Annotated in this window: 13 protein-coding genes; 5 read left to right on the top strand and 8 right to left on the bottom strand. The window is 59.4% G+C overall.

Translation table 11 applies throughout. The features are described from left to right. Positions 1-27 precede the first annotated feature (27 nt). The 3 genes from RGU44_RS17735 (at position 28) to RGU44_RS17725 (ending at position 5,130) form a co-directional block, all read left to right on the top strand. Positions 28-1,317 (top strand): GGDEF domain-containing protein, encoded by a 1,290-nt coding sequence (locus RGU44_RS17735; RefSeq protein ID WP_322218349.1) that lies wholly within the window; start codon positions 28-30, stop codon positions 1,315-1,317. An 89-nt stretch (positions 1,318-1,406) separates the two neighbouring features. Then, entirely contained in the window at positions 1,407-3,203 is a 1,797-nt protein-coding gene (locus tag RGU44_RS17730; protein WP_322218347.1) for an acyl-CoA dehydrogenase C-terminal domain-containing protein, read from the top strand. A gap of 148 nt (positions 3,204-3,351) precedes the next feature. Continuing rightward, the gene (locus RGU44_RS17725; protein WP_322218345.1) at positions 3,352-5,130 is read left to right on the top strand and encodes an acyl-CoA dehydrogenase C-terminal domain-containing protein; all 1,779 of its coding nucleotides are present in this window, start codon (positions 3,352-3,354) and stop codon (positions 5,128-5,130) included. A 276-nt stretch (positions 5,131-5,406) separates the two neighbouring features. Here the strand turns inward: RGU44_RS17725 and RGU44_RS17720 are convergent, their stop codons facing one another. Continuing rightward, on the bottom strand, positions 5,407-6,324 hold the full coding sequence (locus tag RGU44_RS17720) for a LysR family transcriptional regulator (RefSeq protein ID WP_322182579.1): 918 nt from the start codon (positions 6,322-6,324) through the stop codon (positions 5,407-5,409). A 102-nt stretch (positions 6,325-6,426) separates the two neighbouring features. Between RGU44_RS17720 and RGU44_RS17715 the strand changes: the two genes are divergently transcribed. Beyond that, positions 6,427-7,125 (top strand): MOSC domain-containing protein, encoded by a 699-nt coding sequence (locus RGU44_RS17715; protein ID WP_322182577.1) that lies wholly within the window; start codon positions 6,427-6,429, stop codon positions 7,123-7,125. Then, complete coding sequence (locus RGU44_RS17710; RefSeq protein WP_322218341.1) at positions 7,122-7,730, top strand: aminotransferase class III-fold pyridoxal phosphate-dependent enzyme; 609 nt, start codon at positions 7,122-7,124, stop codon at positions 7,728-7,730. The genes RGU44_RS17715 and RGU44_RS17710 overlap by 4 nt, the downstream gene beginning before the upstream one ends. On the opposite strand, the gene RGU44_RS17705 is transcribed toward RGU44_RS17710, so the two are convergent. From RGU44_RS17705 to pqqF, 7 genes are all read right to left on the bottom strand, one after another. Next, the gene (locus RGU44_RS17705) at positions 7,700-9,574 is read right to left on the bottom strand and encodes a S9 family peptidase (protein WP_322218338.1); all 1,875 of its coding nucleotides are present in this window, start codon (positions 9,572-9,574) and stop codon (positions 7,700-7,702) included. The two genes, RGU44_RS17710 and RGU44_RS17705, sit on opposite strands and share 31 nt — an antisense overlap. Further along, positions 9,540-10,712: a pyrroloquinoline quinone biosynthesis protein PqqE gene (gene pqqE, locus RGU44_RS17700; RefSeq protein WP_374029324.1), complete on the bottom strand. Its 1,173-nt coding sequence runs from the start codon at positions 10,710-10,712 to the stop codon at positions 9,540-9,542. Before pqqE ends, RGU44_RS17705 begins: the two co-directional genes overlap by 35 nt. After that, positions 10,684-10,959, bottom strand: coding sequence for a pyrroloquinoline quinone biosynthesis peptide chaperone PqqD (gene pqqD / locus RGU44_RS17695; protein WP_322182571.1), 276 nt, complete (start codon positions 10,957-10,959; stop codon positions 10,684-10,686). The genes pqqE and pqqD overlap by 29 nt, the downstream gene beginning before the upstream one ends. After that, positions 10,956-11,711 (bottom strand): pyrroloquinoline-quinone synthase PqqC, encoded by a 756-nt coding sequence (gene pqqC, locus RGU44_RS17690; RefSeq protein WP_322182569.1) that lies wholly within the window; start codon positions 11,709-11,711, stop codon positions 10,956-10,958. Before pqqC ends, pqqD begins: the two co-directional genes overlap by 4 nt. A gap of 8 nt (positions 11,712-11,719) precedes the next feature. Continuing rightward, on the bottom strand, positions 11,720-12,631 hold the full coding sequence (gene pqqB, locus RGU44_RS17685) for a pyrroloquinoline quinone biosynthesis protein PqqB (protein WP_322182567.1): 912 nt from the start codon (positions 12,629-12,631) through the stop codon (positions 11,720-11,722). Between the two features lie 93 nt (positions 12,632-12,724). Next, complete coding sequence (pqqA, locus tag RGU44_RS17680; RefSeq protein ID WP_008365141.1) at positions 12,725-12,796, bottom strand: pyrroloquinoline quinone precursor peptide PqqA; 72 nt, start codon at positions 12,794-12,796, stop codon at positions 12,725-12,727. A gap of 155 nt (positions 12,797-12,951) precedes the next feature. Continuing rightward, on the bottom strand, positions 12,952-15,357 hold the full coding sequence (pqqF, locus tag RGU44_RS17675; RefSeq protein ID WP_322218335.1) for a pyrroloquinoline quinone biosynthesis protein PqqF: 2,406 nt from the start codon (positions 15,355-15,357) through the stop codon (positions 12,952-12,954). Between the last annotated feature and the right edge of the window lie 57 nt (positions 15,358-15,414).

The raw sequence follows: 15,414 nt of genomic DNA, 5'->3' as shown, positions 1-15,414 counted from the left end.
TGTTACGCCGGGTAGGAGTCATCCCCCTTGCCGCGTTTTTCTCCCGTACGTTTTAGTCATTTCCTGCCATCGTTGTTGCTGTTGGTTGCGGGGCTTGCTGCTGCGTACGTGAAGGACCTCAACGTCTTCTTCACTTCGCTGTTCAACGTGCTGCCAACCCTGGTTCTGTTATTGGGTGGTGCTTACTGCGGGGTCTATCGGCGTCAGCGCGAGCTGTTTCTGATGATCACGGTCTACACCGCCTACTTCCTGCTCGACACCCAGACCGATTATTACCGAGACAATGGCAAGGTGCGTGAAGACGCTGCCGTGGTCTTTCACCTGTGCTGCCTGTTGCTGCCGCTGTTGTTCGGTGTGTTCGCTGCATGGGAGGAGCGCACCCATTTGTTCCGCGATCTGGTGGCCCGCTTTGCCGTATTGTTCGCGGTTGGTAGTGTCGCCCTGGCGTTGGAGCAAAGTTATCCACAGGCGCTGCTGAGCTGGCTGGCGGTGATCCGCTGGCCGGCCCTGCATGGCAACTGGATGAGCCTGATTCAGTTGGCGTACCCGGTATTTTTTGCGAGCTTCGTCTTGTTGACGGTGCAATACCTACGCAAACCGCGTCCGTTGCACGCTGCTCAGATAGTGGGTTTGGTGGGGTTGTTCTGGGCGCTGCCAAAAACATTCATTCTGCCGTTCACCCTGAATGTCATGTGCAGCCAGGTGATGCTGATGATTGCTGCGGCCGTTGCACATGAGGCTTATCAAATGGCCTTTCGCGATGAGCTCACCGGACTGCCTGGTCGTCGTGCGCTTAATGAGCGCATGCAGCGCCTGGGGCGTAATTATGTGTTGGCGATGACCGACGTCGATCACTTCAAGAAATTCAACGACACCCATGGGCATGACGTCGGCGATCAGGTGCTGCGTCTGGTGGCCAGCAAGTTGTCGAAAGTCACTGGCGGTGGTCGTGCTTACCGCTATGGCGGTGAAGAATTTGCCGTGGTGTTCGCGGGCAAGACGTTGGAAGAATGCATGCCCCACCTGGAGGCGATCCGCGAAGCCATCGCCACATACAACATTCATCTACGCAATCAGGATCGTCCACAAGACGATCAACAGGGTCGTCAACGCAGAAGCAGTGCCCAGGCAAGCAGCGTTTCGGTGACCGTCAGTATCGGTGTCGCCGAACGGCAAGTGGACCACCGAACTGCCGAGGAAGTCCTCAAGTCTGCCGACCAGGCGCTCTACAGTGCCAAAGGTGCAGGGCGCAATTGCGTGATGTTCCACGGCCAGAGCCGCAGCGGCGCAGTGCGGATGGCTGGCGCTGGCGGTTGAGTGATGACGGCGCATTCAGCGTCTCTAGTGTGGTTGTTCGGGTCAGGTCTGCGCAGTAGGTTGACGCATCTGCTGCCGGAGAAAAAACCATGCCTGACTATAAAGCTCCCCTGCGCGACATGCGCTTTCTGATCGACTACGTTTTTGACTTTCCAGCTCATTACGCAAGGCTCGGAGCTGACGACGCGAGCCCGGATATGGTCAGCGCAATCCTTGAAGAAGGGGCCAAATTCTGCGAACAGGTGCTGTCGCCGCTGAACCGGTCTGGCGATGAAGAAGGCTGTCATTTCGATCAGGGCGTGGTCACCACACCCAAGGGCTTCAAGGAAGCGTTTGCCCAATACGTCGAGGGCGGCTGGCACGGCCTGGCAGCGGATCCGGCTTATGGCGGGCAGGGGCTGCCATTGTCTCTGGGATTGGTCATCAGCGAAATGATCGGGTCGAGTAATACGTCCTGGGGGATGTACCCCGGCTTGACCCATGGCGCGATGTCGGCGATCCATACCCACGGCACTGACGTGCAGAAACAGACCTACCTGAGCAAGCTGACTGAAGGTCAATGGACCGGGACTATGTGCCTGACTGAAGCCCACTGCGGTACCGACCTGGGCATCATCAAAACCCGGGCCGTACCGCAAGCGGATGGCAGCTACGCCGTGTCCGGCAGCAAGATTTTTATCTCCGCTGGCGAACACGACATGAGCCAGAATATCGTGCACCTGGTACTGGCGAAACTGCCGGATGCACCGGCGGGCACCAAAGGCATCTCGCTGTTCATTGTGCCCAAGTTCTTGCCGGACGCCGCAGGCGACGCGGGCCAGCGCAACGGCGTGTCGTGTGGTTCGATCGAACACAAGATGGGGATCAAGGCGTCGGCCACCTGCGTGCTCAACTTCGACAGCGCCACCGGTTACCTGATCGGCGAGGCCAACAAGGGCCTCAACTGCATGTTCACCATGATGAACCACGCACGCCTGGGCACGGGGATGCAGGGCTTGTGCCTGGGCGAAGCCAGCTTCCAGGGTGCGATAAAATACGCCAATGAACGTTTACAGATGCGTGCGCTGACCGGCCCCAAAGCGCCGGATAAGGTCGCTGATCCGATCATTGTCCACCCTGATGTTCGCCGCATGTTGCTGACAATGAAAGCCTTCAACGAAGGCAATCGCGCACTGACGTACATGACTGCCCAGTTGCTCGATACCGCACACATGAGCAGCGACGCGGGTCAGCGCGAGGAGGCGGAAAACCTGTTGGCGTTCCTCACGCCGATCTGCAAAGCGTTCATGACCGAGACCGGCCTGGAAGTGACCAACCATGGCATGCAGGTCTTCGGCGGCCACGGCTATATTCGTGAGTGGGGCATGGAGCAGTTGGTGCGCGACTGTCGGATTGCACCCATTTATGAAGGCACCAACGGCATTCAGGCCCTCGATTTGCTCGGCCGCAAAGTATTGGGCAGCCAAGGAAAACTGCTGCGTGGCTTCACCAAAATCGTCCACACATTTTGCGAAGCCAATGCCGGGCATCCACAGCTCAAGGGCTTCGTTGCGCAGTTGAGTGGATTAAACAAACAGTGGAGCGAACTGACCACCCACATCGGCATGGCGGCCATGAAAAATCCGGACGAAGTGGGCGCAGCTGCGCAGGATTACCTGATGTACAGCGGCTATATCATTCTTGGGTACCTGTGGTTGCGCATGGCACTGGTGGCTCAGACTCAGCTGGAGGACGGCAGCGGCGAGGCGGATTATTGCCAGGCCAAGCTGGCGACCTGCTCGTTCTACTTCAAGCGTTTGTTGCCGCGCACCGGTGCCCACCAAGCGGCCATCGAGGCGGGCAGTGATTGCCTGATGCAGTTGCCCGCGCAGCTGTTCGCCTTGTAATCCCTAGCCGGTCGTGAGCGCGGCATCGCCTCAATAAGCATGACCAAAAATTACAAATTGGTCATGCTTTGACCCTATGTGTCGCAAATGGTGTTCGGTTACACTTGATGTCTCCGTTATACCGGCTCAATTTTTTGCGAGGTTTGCCATGGCTGACTACAAAGCGCCCCTGCGTGATATGCGCTTCGTCCTTAATGAAGTTTTCGAGGTTGCCACGCTTTGGGCTCAGCTGCCGGCGTTGGCCGAAACAGTGGACGCCGACACGGTAGAGGCCATTCTCGAAGAGGCGGGTAAAGTCACCAGCAAAAGCATCGCGCCGCTCAGTCGGAGTGGCGATGAAGAGGGCTGCCACTGGAATGACGGCGTCGTGACCACTCCGGCCGGATTCCCCGAGGCTTATCAGACGTACGCTGACGGTGGTTGGGTCGGTGTCGGTGGTGACCCGGCGTTCGGCGGCATGGGCATGCCCAAAGTAGTGTCGGCTCAGGTCGAAGAAATGATCAATTCCTCAAGCCTGGCGTTCGGTTTGTATCCGATGCTGACATCCGGTGCGTGTGTCTCGATCAACACCCATGCCAGCGAAGCGCTCAAGGCCACTTATCTGCCGAATATGTACTCTGGGGTCTGGGCCGGTTCCATGTGCCTGACCGAGTCCCATGCCGGTACCGATCTGGGGATTATTCGCACCAAAGCCGATCCTCAGGCCGACGGCTCCTACACAATCAGCGGCACCAAGATATTCATCACGGGCGGCGAGCACGACCTGACTGAAAACATCATCCATTTGGTCCTGGCCAAGCTGCCAGATGCGCCAGCAGGCCCGAAAGGCATCTCGCTGTTCCTGGTGCCCAAGTTCATGGTCAATGCCGACGGGACTCTGGGTGAGCGTAACCCGGTCAGCTGTGGCTCCATCGAACACAAAATGGGTATTCAGGCGTCCGCTACCTGTGTGATGAACTTCGATGCGGCGGTCGGTTACCTCGTGGGCGAACCTAACAAAGGCCTGGCGGCCATGTTCACCATGATGAACTACGAGCGTCTGGGTGTCGGTATCCAGGGCCTGGCCTCTGGCGAGCGTTCGTACCAGAACGCTATCGAATATGCCCGCGACCGCCTACAAAGTCGCTCGCCGACCGGCGCTAAAGCCAAGGATAAAATCGCCGATCCGATCATTGTTCACCCCGATGTGCGCCGCATGCTGTTGACCATGAAAGCCTCCAACGAAGGCGGTCGTGCGTTCTCCACTTACGTGGCCATGCAACTGGATATCGCCAAGTTCAGCGAAGACGCTGCAGCGCGTAAACGTGCCGATGATCTGGTGGCGTTGCTGACGCCAGTGGCGAAGGCGTTCCTGACCGATCTCGGGCTGGAAACCACAGTGCACGGTCAGCAAGTGTTCGGCGGCCACGGCTTCATTCGTGAGTGGGGCCAGGAGCAACTGGTCCGCGACGTGCGGATCACCCAGATCTACGAGGGTACTAACGGTATCCAGGCGCTGGACCTGGTCGGGCGCAAAATCGTGGGCAACGGCGGTGCGTACTACACGCTCTTCGCTGACGAAATTCGTCAGTTCACCGCCGGTGCCGGCAGCGAGCTGGCCGAATTCACCAAGCCGTTGAACGCTGCACTCGATACCCTCGACGAGCTGACGCATTGGGTACTGGAGCAATCCAAAGACAACCCCAACGAAATCGGTGCCGCGTCGGTCGAGTACCTGCACGCTTTCGGCTACACCGCCTACGCCTACATGTGGGCCTTGATGGCCAAGGCGGCGTTCGGTAAAGAAACCCGGGAAGATTTCTACGCCAGCAAACTGGGAACTGCGCGTTTCTACTTCGCCCGTCTGCTGCCGCGTATTCAGTCCTTGAGCGCGTCGGTCAAGGCTGGCAGTGAAACGCTGTTCCTGCTGGATGCTTCGCAGTTCTGATTTTGGGTCGGACAGATCTGACGCATTGTAAGCATTTGCTTACATGACGTGCTGCTGTTTGCCCCTATCGTTTGTATGGATCCAAAGCTAATCTACTTCACATGGACGTAGCGCAGGAAGCGCATAAAACACAACACGGACACGTAAGGATTCCTGCCAGGATGGCGGGGCGAAAAGGATGTCAGGGAAACAGTCTGCAAAGCCCCGCTTCGGCGGGGTTTTCTTTTTGTGCGCGATTTAGCGTCACTCGCCTGATAGATGTCAGCTCAGCTCAGCTCAGCTCAGCTCATCCAGCGACACCGGCAGGCCCGGACGTCCATTGACCACTTCCTCCATCAATGAACGCAGCAGTTCCAGCGTCGGCTGTTGACGTTGCGCATCGCGGAAAACCAATCCAACCTTGAGCGGCACCCGCGGTTCTGTCAGCGGTTTCCAAAGCAGCCCCGGGTTTTCCTGAGTTTGCTGCACGCGCCCCGGTAATACCGTCGCCAACGTGGTATTGAGCAGGCTGTCGAGTATGCCTGACATGCTATTGAGTTCCGCCTGCACATGCGGCCTGCGTCCCAGGTTAGCCAGTTGTGCCTGCCAGATTTGCCGCACCTGATACTCTTCGCCCAGCAACAGCATCGGCAGTTCCGCCGCCTGACTTAGCGATACCTTCTTGAACTCGCGCAGCGGGTGGTTGGCGGGGATGACCAACTGTAACTCGTCTTCATAGAGCAACAAGCTGTGCAAGCCGGGTTGATGCGCAGGCAGAAAGCTGATGCCGATGTCCAGCGCCCCATTGAGCAGGCGCCGTTCGATCTCCAGTCCGGACAGCTCGTAGATGTGCACCACCAAATGCGGCTGCGCCTTGCGTACGCGCTCGAGCAACTGTGGCACCAGGCCCAGCACCGTTTGCAGCACGCCAATCGCCAAGGTATGTGCCGACTGCCCTTTGAAGTTACGCAGTGCATCGCGGGCGCGTTGCATGCCGTCGAGCAAAGGCAGGGCGTGATTGTAAAGCGTATGTGCGGCCAGGGTCGGCACCAGACGCTTGCTGCTGCGTTCGAACAGGCTGACATCAAGGGTGTGTTCGAGCTGACGAATCTGCTGCGAAAGCGCCGGCTGCGACAGTGAAAGTCGCTCCGCGGCCCGTCCGACGTGGCCTTCTTCATATACAGCGACAAAATACCGCAGCTGCCGAAAATCCATAAGTAAATCTTATCGAAAATGCTGGGAAATCGAAATGGCTGTGAGCCCCTAGGAAGCCTAGTCTACGCCCATTCCACGAGGCTTACAGGGCCAGAAATTTCGATGAATAGCGTGTATGTCGAAGGCGTTTACATAGGGAAAGCAAAAAACCTTGGTCATGGATTGGTCATTGATATCGATAAACAGCGGCTCGAACGCCGAACTTGGCTCTGGCCACAAGGCCTGGGATGTGATGAGCATGGCGATCCGCGCTTTCATACCGGGCCAGAACGCGCGCTGCATCATTATCCCGCCGAACACTATGCCTACTGGCGCACGCTTTATCCGCACATCGACTGGAGCGCCCCGGCGTTTGGCGAAAACCTCTCCACCCTTGGCTTGACCGAAGAGCACGCCTGCCTGGGCGACATGTTCCGCTGGGGCACGGCGCTGCTGCAGATCAGTCAGCCGCGCTCGCCGTGTTATCGCTTGAGCCAGCGCTGGGGTCTGCAAGACATGCCACAACAGGCGCAAGACAGTGGTCGCTGTGGCTGGTTTTACCGGGTGCTCAAACCCGGGTTCGTCAGTGCGAGCGATCCTTTCGAGCTGGTTCAGCGCAGCTACCCCGGCTTGACCGTGGCGTGGGCCTTGCGCAGTTTCTACACGGAGCCGCTGGAGCGTGCGGGTCTGAAAAAACTGGTGGATTGCCCCGCACTCGCTTCGCGCTGGCGTGATATTGCGCTCAAGCGCTTACGCACCGGGCAGGTCGAAGACTGGACCGACCGCCTGCTGGGGCTTCCGCTGGTGGGGTTGCGGGCATGAACGTGTTCAAGCTGTTGTTTGGCCGTCTGGAACAGAATGACGCGGGTATCGAGCTGGAACCGGAAAGCGCTGATGCGTACGCGGGACTCAGTCTGGGTGAGCGCTTGCGCTGCAGTACGGCCAGCGATCAGGTGCTTATCGTCGAGACTGCCGCCGAGGCCCGGGAGGTGGCAATCAGGCTGACAAGCACTTGGGGTCAGGAGCATCGCCGCGGTGCCTTCGGGATCATTTCGTCGGGCAGCAGCAGACCGAATGCGATCAACGTTCCATTCAATGATCTGGCGGCGCTGCATGCCGCTGTCGATGCGCAGACTGTTGCGATCATTTTGGAGCCGATTCGCGGCGGCCACGAAAGCCTGGCCGCGACCCGTGCGTACTTTCAGGGTGTCGCCCAGCTGTGTCGCGAGTTGAAGATCCTGTTGATTCTCGATGAAACCCTGACGGGTATGGGCCGTCGCGAAACGCTGCTGTGTGAAACATGTTGCGGGATCCGCGCCGACATCATCGTCCTGGGCTGCGCGGTGGAAGGCAGCAGGCCGGTGGCGGCGGTATTGGCCCGCTCGACCGCTTCAAGTCACGAGCGCCGGGATGTTGTTGCGGCTTGAGGGGCCTGCACCGTGTCGCAGCTGTCGATGACATCGCGATAAAACCGCCATTCCTCTTCCAGCGCATGGGCCTGGTTCGCCGCCTTGCGAAAACCGTGGCGCTCGTCGAGGTAGAAGTGGGCTTCGGCGCGGATATTATTGTCCAGCAAGGCCTTAAGCATGTCGCGGGTCTGCGCGGGCACCACCACCGTATCCAGTTCGCCCTGAAAGAAGATCACCGGCACGCTGATCTCGCTGGCGTGCAGTAGCGGGGTACGGGCCTGGTAGCGCTCTATGTCTTTCTCGGGATCGCCGATCAGCCAATCCAGATAATCCGCCTCGAATTTGTGAGTCACAAGGCCTAGCGCAATCGGATCACTGACGCCGTACAAACTCGCCCCTGCGCGAAACACCCGACGGAACGCCAGCGCACACAGGGTGGTGTAGCCGCCCGCACTGCCGCCTCGAATGAAGGCCTGATCAGGGTTGATCATCGACCGTTCGGCGAGGTATGCGACCACAGCACAGGCGTCGTCGACGTCGGCTTCGCCCCAGTTCAAATGCAGGCTTTGCCGATAGGCGCGACCATAACCGGTACTGCCACGGTAGTTGAGGTCGGCGACGGCGAATCCGCGCTGACTCCAGTATTGGATACGCGGATCAAGGACCGGATAACAGGCCGACGTCGGGCCGCCATGAATGAACACCACCAAGGGTGGTTTTTGCTCACCGGTCATGGCCGGGTAGAAAAAGCCATGAGCCTCGCTGGTGCTGCTTGGGTAGCGCAGCGCTTGAGGGCGGCTGATGCGCTCGGCGGGCAGCGGCGCAACACCACCGGCCAGCACCTGCACGCGATGGTCCTTGCGCTGGATGGCCAGAACGGCTGAAGGGCTGATCGCCGAGGCCGCGATGCAGTAGATAAACTGCTCATCTACGGCCAGGCTGCGGAAGCGGCTGTAATCGCCAGTGAAATCCTCCAGCGTGCCGTCGGCATGACACATACCCAGTCGGCCAAAACCCTCTTCGGACCAGCTCGCCAGATAATCGCCGTTATCCAGCGGCAGCCAGGTGCTGCCGCCCAATTGCCACGGCGCGGGGGAGTGATCAGCCCTGGCAGCAGGACGCGCCGCGAGGCCGGTGGGCGTCTCGCCCCACGGCTGCCAGAATCCATCGCGATCAGTCAGGCAAAACAGGCGGTCCTGGGCATCGAAGCGCGGTTGTTGCAGAGACTCCTCGGTGACATCCCCGGCAACACAGTGTGCTCGTCCCCAATGGCCATCGGTCTGGCGTTCTGCGCACATCAACCGGGTCGAGGTCCATGGCTGATGCGGGCGTTGCCACTCGATCCAGGCCAGGCGCTTACCGATGGGACCAAGGGTCGGCGCAGCATAGAAATCAGCGCCTTCAGCCAGCAGATGGCGTTGACCGTCCGCGATATCGAGGGCGACCAAACGATGGGTGTCGTGATCTTCTTCCACGGCCAGAATCTGACCGTTGGCAAATCGCAAATCGCCATAACGTTTGTTGCCACGGCTCAACAGCTCAGGGACGCTGTCATCGAACCGTTGGCGATATATTTGCTGATCAGCCTCATTGACGAACAGTACGGCGTCGTCGCTCAAGCAGAACGAACCACCGCCATATTCATAGACCCGACTGCGCACACTGAAACCGTCAGGCGTCAGGCATTGCGTCTGGCCCTGATGCCAGCGCCAGACGCGACAGGCGGCATCTTCAGGGCGGTATTCGTTCCAGAACAGGCCGGCCGGGCTGACCGCCAGTTCTGCGAAATCAACGCCCGCCGCCACTGCCTGCGCGGCACTTAAAAGCTCAGGATTTGATGATGAGGCGTGAGTTGCGTTCATTGCGGAAAGCCAGCTGCTCAATGGTCTGAGTAGCATACTCGGCTTCTTCGCGGGCCTGAATAATCATCCCGTGATGCTCCGATTTACTGCAGACCGGGTCGGCATTGCTGGCATCGCCGGTCAGCATAAAGGCCTGGCAACGGCATCCACCGAAGTCCTTTTCCTTCTCGTCGCAAGAACGGCAGGGCTCGGGCATCCAGTCATAACCACGGAAACGATTGAAGCCGAACGAGTCGTACCAGATGTGCTGCATGCTGTGATCGCGCACATTGGGAAACTGCACCGGCATCTGCCGCGCACCATGGCACGGCAGGGCGGTACCGTCCGGGGTCACGGTGAGGAAGATGCTGCCCCAGCCATTCATGCAGGCTTTTGGGCGCTCTTCGTAGTAATCCGGTGTGACGAAAATCAGTTTGCACGGGTGATTTTCTGCGGCCAGTTTGGCCCGGTATTCGTTGGTGACGCGCTCGGCACGCACCAGTTGCTCACGGGTCGGCAACAGGCCAACACGGTTGAGTTGCGCCCAGCCATAGAACTGGCAAGTGGCAAGCTCGACGAAGTCCGCTTCGAGTGCGATGCACAGCTCGATGATGCGGTCGATCTTGTCGATGTTGTGCCGGTGGGTGACAAAATTCAGCACCATCGGGTAGCCGTGGGCTTTCACTGCGCGGGCCATTTCCAGCTTCTGCGCAAAGGCTTTTTTCGAGCCGGCCAGCAGGTTGTTCACCTGCTCGTCGCTGGCCTGGAAGCTGATCTGGATATGGTCCAGCCCGGCTTTTTTGAAGTCAGCGATCTTCTGTTCGGTCAAACCTATGCCGGAGGTGATCAGGTTGGTGTAGAAACCCAGCCGACGTGCTTCGGCAATCAGTTCTGCCAGGTCCTGACGCACCAGCGGTTCGCCGCCGGAAAAACCGATCTGCGCCGCGCCCATCTCCCGTGCTTCACGGAACACCTTGAACCACTCTTCGGTGGTCAGCTCTTGCCCTTGCGCGGCGAAATCCAGCGGGTTGGAGCAGTACGGGCATTGCAGCGGGCAGCGATACGTCAGCTCGGCCAGTAGCCATAAAGGCAAACCGGTTTCAGGCTTGGGCGGTAGTTGCTGCGTCAACTCAGATGAGTTCGATCCAGTGTTCAGCACGAGCGACCTCCATAAACTGCTCGACGTCTGCGCCGAGTTCGGGAAAGCCTGGGAACTGTTGGCCCAGCATCTCGATAATCACCACGACGCTGCGCTCGCCATCGATCAGGCCGCCAATGGCGCCGGCGCTTTCATTGAGTTTGATCATGCCTTCCGGGTACAGCAGCACATGACCTTTTTGCGCAGGCTCATACTGGAAACGATAGCCTTGGCGCCAGCGTGGCGTCAGGTGTTGATCGAAGCTCATAAGGCTATCCCCTTGTGCCAGACGCGCTGGTCGGTGACGCTGTGGTAGGGCGGGCGGTTCAGCTCATAGGCCATGCTCATGGCATCAAGCATGCTCCACAGTATGTCCAGTTTGAACTGCAAAATTTCCAGCATGCGCTGCTGGCCTTCGAACGTGGTGTAGTGCTGCAAGGTGATCGCCATCCCATGCTCCACGTCACGTCGGGCCTGACCCAGACGGGTACGGAAATACTCGTAACCGGTGGGGTCGATCCACGGATAGTGCTGCGGCCAGCTGTCCAGGCGCGACTGGTGGATCTGCGGCGCGAACAATTCGGTCAGCGAGCTGCTGGCGGCTTCCTGCCAATTGGCACGGCGGGCGAAGTTGACGTAGGCATCGACGGCGAAACGCACGCCGGGCAGGACCAATTCCTGCGAGCGCAACTGATCCGGGTCCAGCCCCACCGCCTGACCCAGACGCAGCCAGGCTTCGATGCCACCGTCTTCACCCGGCGCGCCGTCGTGATCGAGTAAACGCTGAATCCACTCGCGGCGCACTTCACGGTCCGGGCAGTTGGCCAGAATCGCGGCATCCTTGAGCGGGATGTTCACCTGGTAATAGAAGCGGTTGGCGACCCAGCCCTGAATCTGCTCACGGGTCGCACGGCCTTCGTACATCGCCACGTGGAACGGGTGATGGATATGGTAATACGCACCCTTGGCGCGCAGGGCCTGTTCGAATTCAGCGGGGGACAGCGCAGTGGCGTCGCTCATGTGGGCTCCTAAAGCTCGATACTCATGCCGTCGTAGGCAACTTCGACATTACGCCGTGCCAGCTCGGCGCGCTCTGGGGAGTCTTCGTCGAGGATCGGGTTGGTGTTGTTGATGTGGATAAGCACTTTGCGCTGTTCCGGCAGTTGCTCGAGCACTTCGAGCATGCCGCCGGGGCCATTCTGTGACAGGTGGCCCATCTCGCGACCGGTGCGGGTGCCGACGCCACGGCGCAGCATTTCGTCGTCTTCCCACATCGTCCCGTCCACCAACAGGCAGTCGGCGGCACGCATTTTCTGGATCAATGCTTCATCGACTTTGCCCAGGCCTGGCGCATAGAACAGCTTGCCACCGGTTTTCAGGTCTTCAACGATCAGGCCAATGTTGTCGCCTGGATGCGGGTCGAAGCGGTGTGGCGAATAGGGGGGGGCGGCACTGCGCAGCGGGAACGGGGTGAAACGCAGATTCGGGCAGGCGGGGATGACAAAGCTGCCCTCAAGCTCAATGCGATTCCAGTTCAGGCCGCCGTTCCAGTGGGTCAGCATGGGGAACAGCGGGAAGCCGGTGCTCAGGTCCTCATGAACCATGTCGGTGCACCAGACCTGATGCGGGCAGCCTTCGCGCAGGCTGAGCAGGCCAGTGGTGTGGTCGATCTGGCTGTCCATCAACACGATGGCGTTGATGCCGGTGTCACGCAGGGCACGGCCCGGCTGCATGGGCGCGAAGCTTTGGAGTTGTGCGCGGATATCTGGTGAGGCGTTGCACAACACCCAATGCACGCCGTCGTCCGACAGGGCGATGGAGGATTGAGTGCGAGCCACAGCCCGCAGGCTACCGTCGCGAAAACCCGCGCAGTTGGTGCAGTTGCAGTTCCACTGAGGGAAGCCACCACCCGCGGCGGAACCTAGAATCTGGATGTACATATCAGCTCCACCACGCGAGGTTCGAAATTTGGGTTTCAATGACGCTATAAACAAAAACGCCCCGGCGAGCCGAGGCGTTAGACCGCGTCGACATCAACGGCTTGCGAAGTACATGGTGACTTCGAAGCCGATCCGCAGATCAGTGTAAGCAGGTTTAGTCCACATAAAAGACTCCTTTAGAGTAGGTACAGCAGGGATAACTACATCTTTAGTCCACCTTCGCAGGGAGACGTTCAGATGCTTAGGTAGCTATGTTACTAAACTCTTGTCCCTGTATACGCCGCAATTTTCAACATAGCCAATTGCAGAATGGAGGATAGTCACCCGTCCGCTTGCCAGGGAAGGCTCGGGCTCAAGCGGTTAGCCAGGCATAGCCAGCCGTCGGTCGCATTCACTAGCTGATCAGCGGCGCGCAGTAATTGTTGCTGATTGATGCATAAAAGAGCCGTTTGCAAATGGCGCGGATACTCTTCGTCATGCCCGGCAAGGTGCGCCTGCCAGAGCCATTCGCTGGCTTGCAGGAGGTCCATGGCGGCTGTCTCGAACTGCGCGGCCAATGCTTGCTGCTGTAGCGGCAGATTCGCTTCGTAGATCAACGTCGGCAAGCGGCTGATGAACTCCTGCAGATGATTGATGATGTCGGCTGCCGTGGCGCTGGGCGACTGCACACCCAACAGCCATCCCGCTTGCCCGGCTACCTGCCGAAAGCCGCTGAATACGGTATAGCCCAGTTGCAGTTCGACTCGCAGGCGTTGATAGAAGGGCGCTTGGCCGAGGTGCGCCAATACGCGCCAGGCGGCTTCGTCAAACAGGTTTTGGCTCGGCGCGGGGCAGAACAGTAGCACTGCATTTTCAGATGATTCCGACGGCTCTGTGTGCCAGTGTTTACCCGGCCGAGGGAGCGGCGCTTTCAAGGGCTGGTCATCGAGCGTGCCGGGCATCAGCTTCAGCTCGGCATTCAGCGTGGCGCGGCCATCGTCTGACAGACCGACAGCGAAACCCATCCACTGCGCGGTTGACCACAGGGCCGGTAAATTGTTGGCGTGAACGCACACAACAGGGCCTTGGCAGGCATCCGGCAAGCGCTTGAGCAACTGTCGGATCGGAATCTGGGGGGGCTCGGTGCTGGCTTGACCATATTGTGCCAAGGTGTTGCTGTCGGGTGCCGTCAGTAAGTGCAAGGCGTGACGGAGGATGGCTGGCATCGGTGCAGACAAGCCGCTTAGCTTGAGTTGCCAAAAATGGCCGTACGCACTGAATCCAAGGCTGACCCCCCCTTGTTGCGCGGTATCACAGAGGGTTTTCAGGCTGTCGTTGAGCATCTGCCAGAGGTCGGGATGCGCCGCGTCCAGTCGCCAGCGCAGGAAAATCGCCCCTTCGCCGGCGTCGCAGGGCAGGGCATCGCTGAAGTGCATGGACGCCGCCGCTGGCACGCTCAAGACCGGCGGCGTGGCGGGGCGCAGGAATGGATTGGGTTCAGGTAAGCGCCACGCAACCTGTCCGGTGCTCGAGTTATCCACAGCGGCGTCAGCCAGCGGATGCAACACCCGCGAGGGCTGCAATTGGGTGAGCAGGGCGTTTAGGGGCAACAGCCAATCCGCCCGCTCAAGGTGCTCACTAAAATGCCGTGCCAGATCGAGGGCACTACCCACCGCCAAGCGGCGTTGTTGCAGCAGCGCGTATTCTTCACGCAGGGTCGACCAGTCGTCTTGGGCCTTGAAGAACGCCAGCCAGTCAAAGAACAACGCGGTGATCTGCCTGCGCTGTCCAATGCCGTCGACAGTCAATACGCACTCGATATTGAGCAACAGTTGTTGATCGACCTGATACAGCGGTGCGGCGCTGAGCGATTCGATCAAGCCGCGTTCACGCAGTTCGAACAGCAAACTGCCAGGGTGTGCGGCGGCCAGCCAGGTACAGAAAAACGCCACCGCGTCGGGGCTGGACTCCGGTAAGTCTTCGCACGCAAAAACCAGATGCAGCCGACGCGGATCGGCAATGGGCTGCGGGCGGGGCGCTCCGCTCATCAATGGCGCTGACTTGGACTGTTCAGTCTTTTCCCCTGCGCCGATGCAGCTGCCATACGCCGTGGCCAGGGCTTTCAACTCGGCCAGCGGTTGCGGACCGGTCAGGCTCAAGGTCATCTGCCCGGCCTGATAGAAGCGCTGATAAAAGTCGTGCAAGGCCTGCTGAAAAGCCCGACGTGGTACCGGCAGGCTGTAGCGATTACCGGCATGAAACGCGCGCAGTGGATGTCGCGCTGAAAGGGGTTGGATCAAGTCTGTTTGATAACGGACCTCGGCATCCCGAGACCACGCGATGAACTCGGCATGCAGCACTTCACGCTCGCGCAGTTGAGCGGCCGGGGTCATGCGCGGATGAGCGAGCATTTCACACAAGCGCTCCAGCCCTTGGGCAAACACAGGCTGCGGTAGTTCGAAGAAGAAGTCCGTGGTGCGCTCTCGGGTGCTGGCATTGACCTGTCCACCATGGCGCTGGACGAAGGCCATCAGATTCTCTTCGGCTGGAAACTGCTCGGTACCGAGGAAAAACAGATGCTCAAGAAAGTGCGCCAGGCCTGGCCACATCGCAGGTACGTCATGACTGCCAGCCGCCACTCGCAAGGCTGCCGCGCAGCGTTTCAGGCGCGGGGCATGACACAGCACAACCCGCAGCCCGTTCGGCAACGTGAGGTGTTCGACAGTGTGGGAATTCAGCGCGGGCATGCCATCTTCCGGCGTTTCAGCGAGAGGATTGTCATGCTAGCGGATATGCCGGGGTTT

The sequence above is a fragment of the Pseudomonas sp. 5C2 genome (assembly GCF_034314155.1).
Taxonomy (GTDB): domain Bacteria; phylum Pseudomonadota; class Gammaproteobacteria; order Pseudomonadales; family Pseudomonadaceae; genus Aquipseudomonas.
The sequence above is the reverse complement of the archived record's forward strand: the minus strand, read 5'-3'. Positions and strand labels throughout refer to the sequence as shown.

What these genes read in the sequence shown, in the direction of transcription:
- RGU44_RS17730 (WP_322218347.1), top strand. Translation starts at nt 1,407, where the DNA reads ATGCCTGACTATAAAGCTCCCCTGCGCGACATGCGCTTTCTGATCGAC.
- RGU44_RS17725 (WP_322218345.1), top strand. Translation starts at nt 3,352, where the DNA reads ATGGCTGACTACAAAGCGCCCCTGCGTGATATGCGCTTCGTCCTTAAT.
- RGU44_RS17720 (WP_322182579.1), bottom strand. Translation starts at nt 6,324, where the DNA reads ATGGATTTTCGGCAGCTGCGGTATTTTGTCGCTGTATATGAAGAAGGC.
- RGU44_RS17715 (WP_322182577.1), top strand. Translation starts at nt 6,427, where the DNA reads ATGAATAGCGTGTATGTCGAAGGCGTTTACATAGGGAAAGCAAAAAAC.
- RGU44_RS17710 (WP_322218341.1), top strand. Translation starts at nt 7,122, where the DNA reads ATGAACGTGTTCAAGCTGTTGTTTGGCCGTCTGGAACAGAATGACGCG.
- RGU44_RS17705 (WP_322218338.1), bottom strand. Translation starts at nt 9,574, where the DNA reads ATGAACGCAACTCACGCCTCATCATCAAATCCTGAGCTTTTAAGTGCC.
- pqqD (WP_322182571.1), bottom strand. Translation starts at nt 10,959, where the DNA reads ATGAGCTTCGATCAACACCTGACGCCACGCTGGCGCCAAGGCTATCGT.
- pqqC (WP_322182569.1), bottom strand. Translation starts at nt 11,711, where the DNA reads ATGAGCGACGCCACTGCGCTGTCCCCCGCTGAATTCGAACAGGCCCTG.
- pqqB (WP_322182567.1), bottom strand. Translation starts at nt 12,631, where the DNA reads ATGTACATCCAGATTCTAGGTTCCGCCGCGGGTGGTGGCTTCCCTCAG.
- pqqF (WP_322218335.1), bottom strand. Translation starts at nt 15,357, where the DNA reads ATGCCCGCGCTGAATTCCCACACTGTCGAACACCTCACGTTGCCGAAC.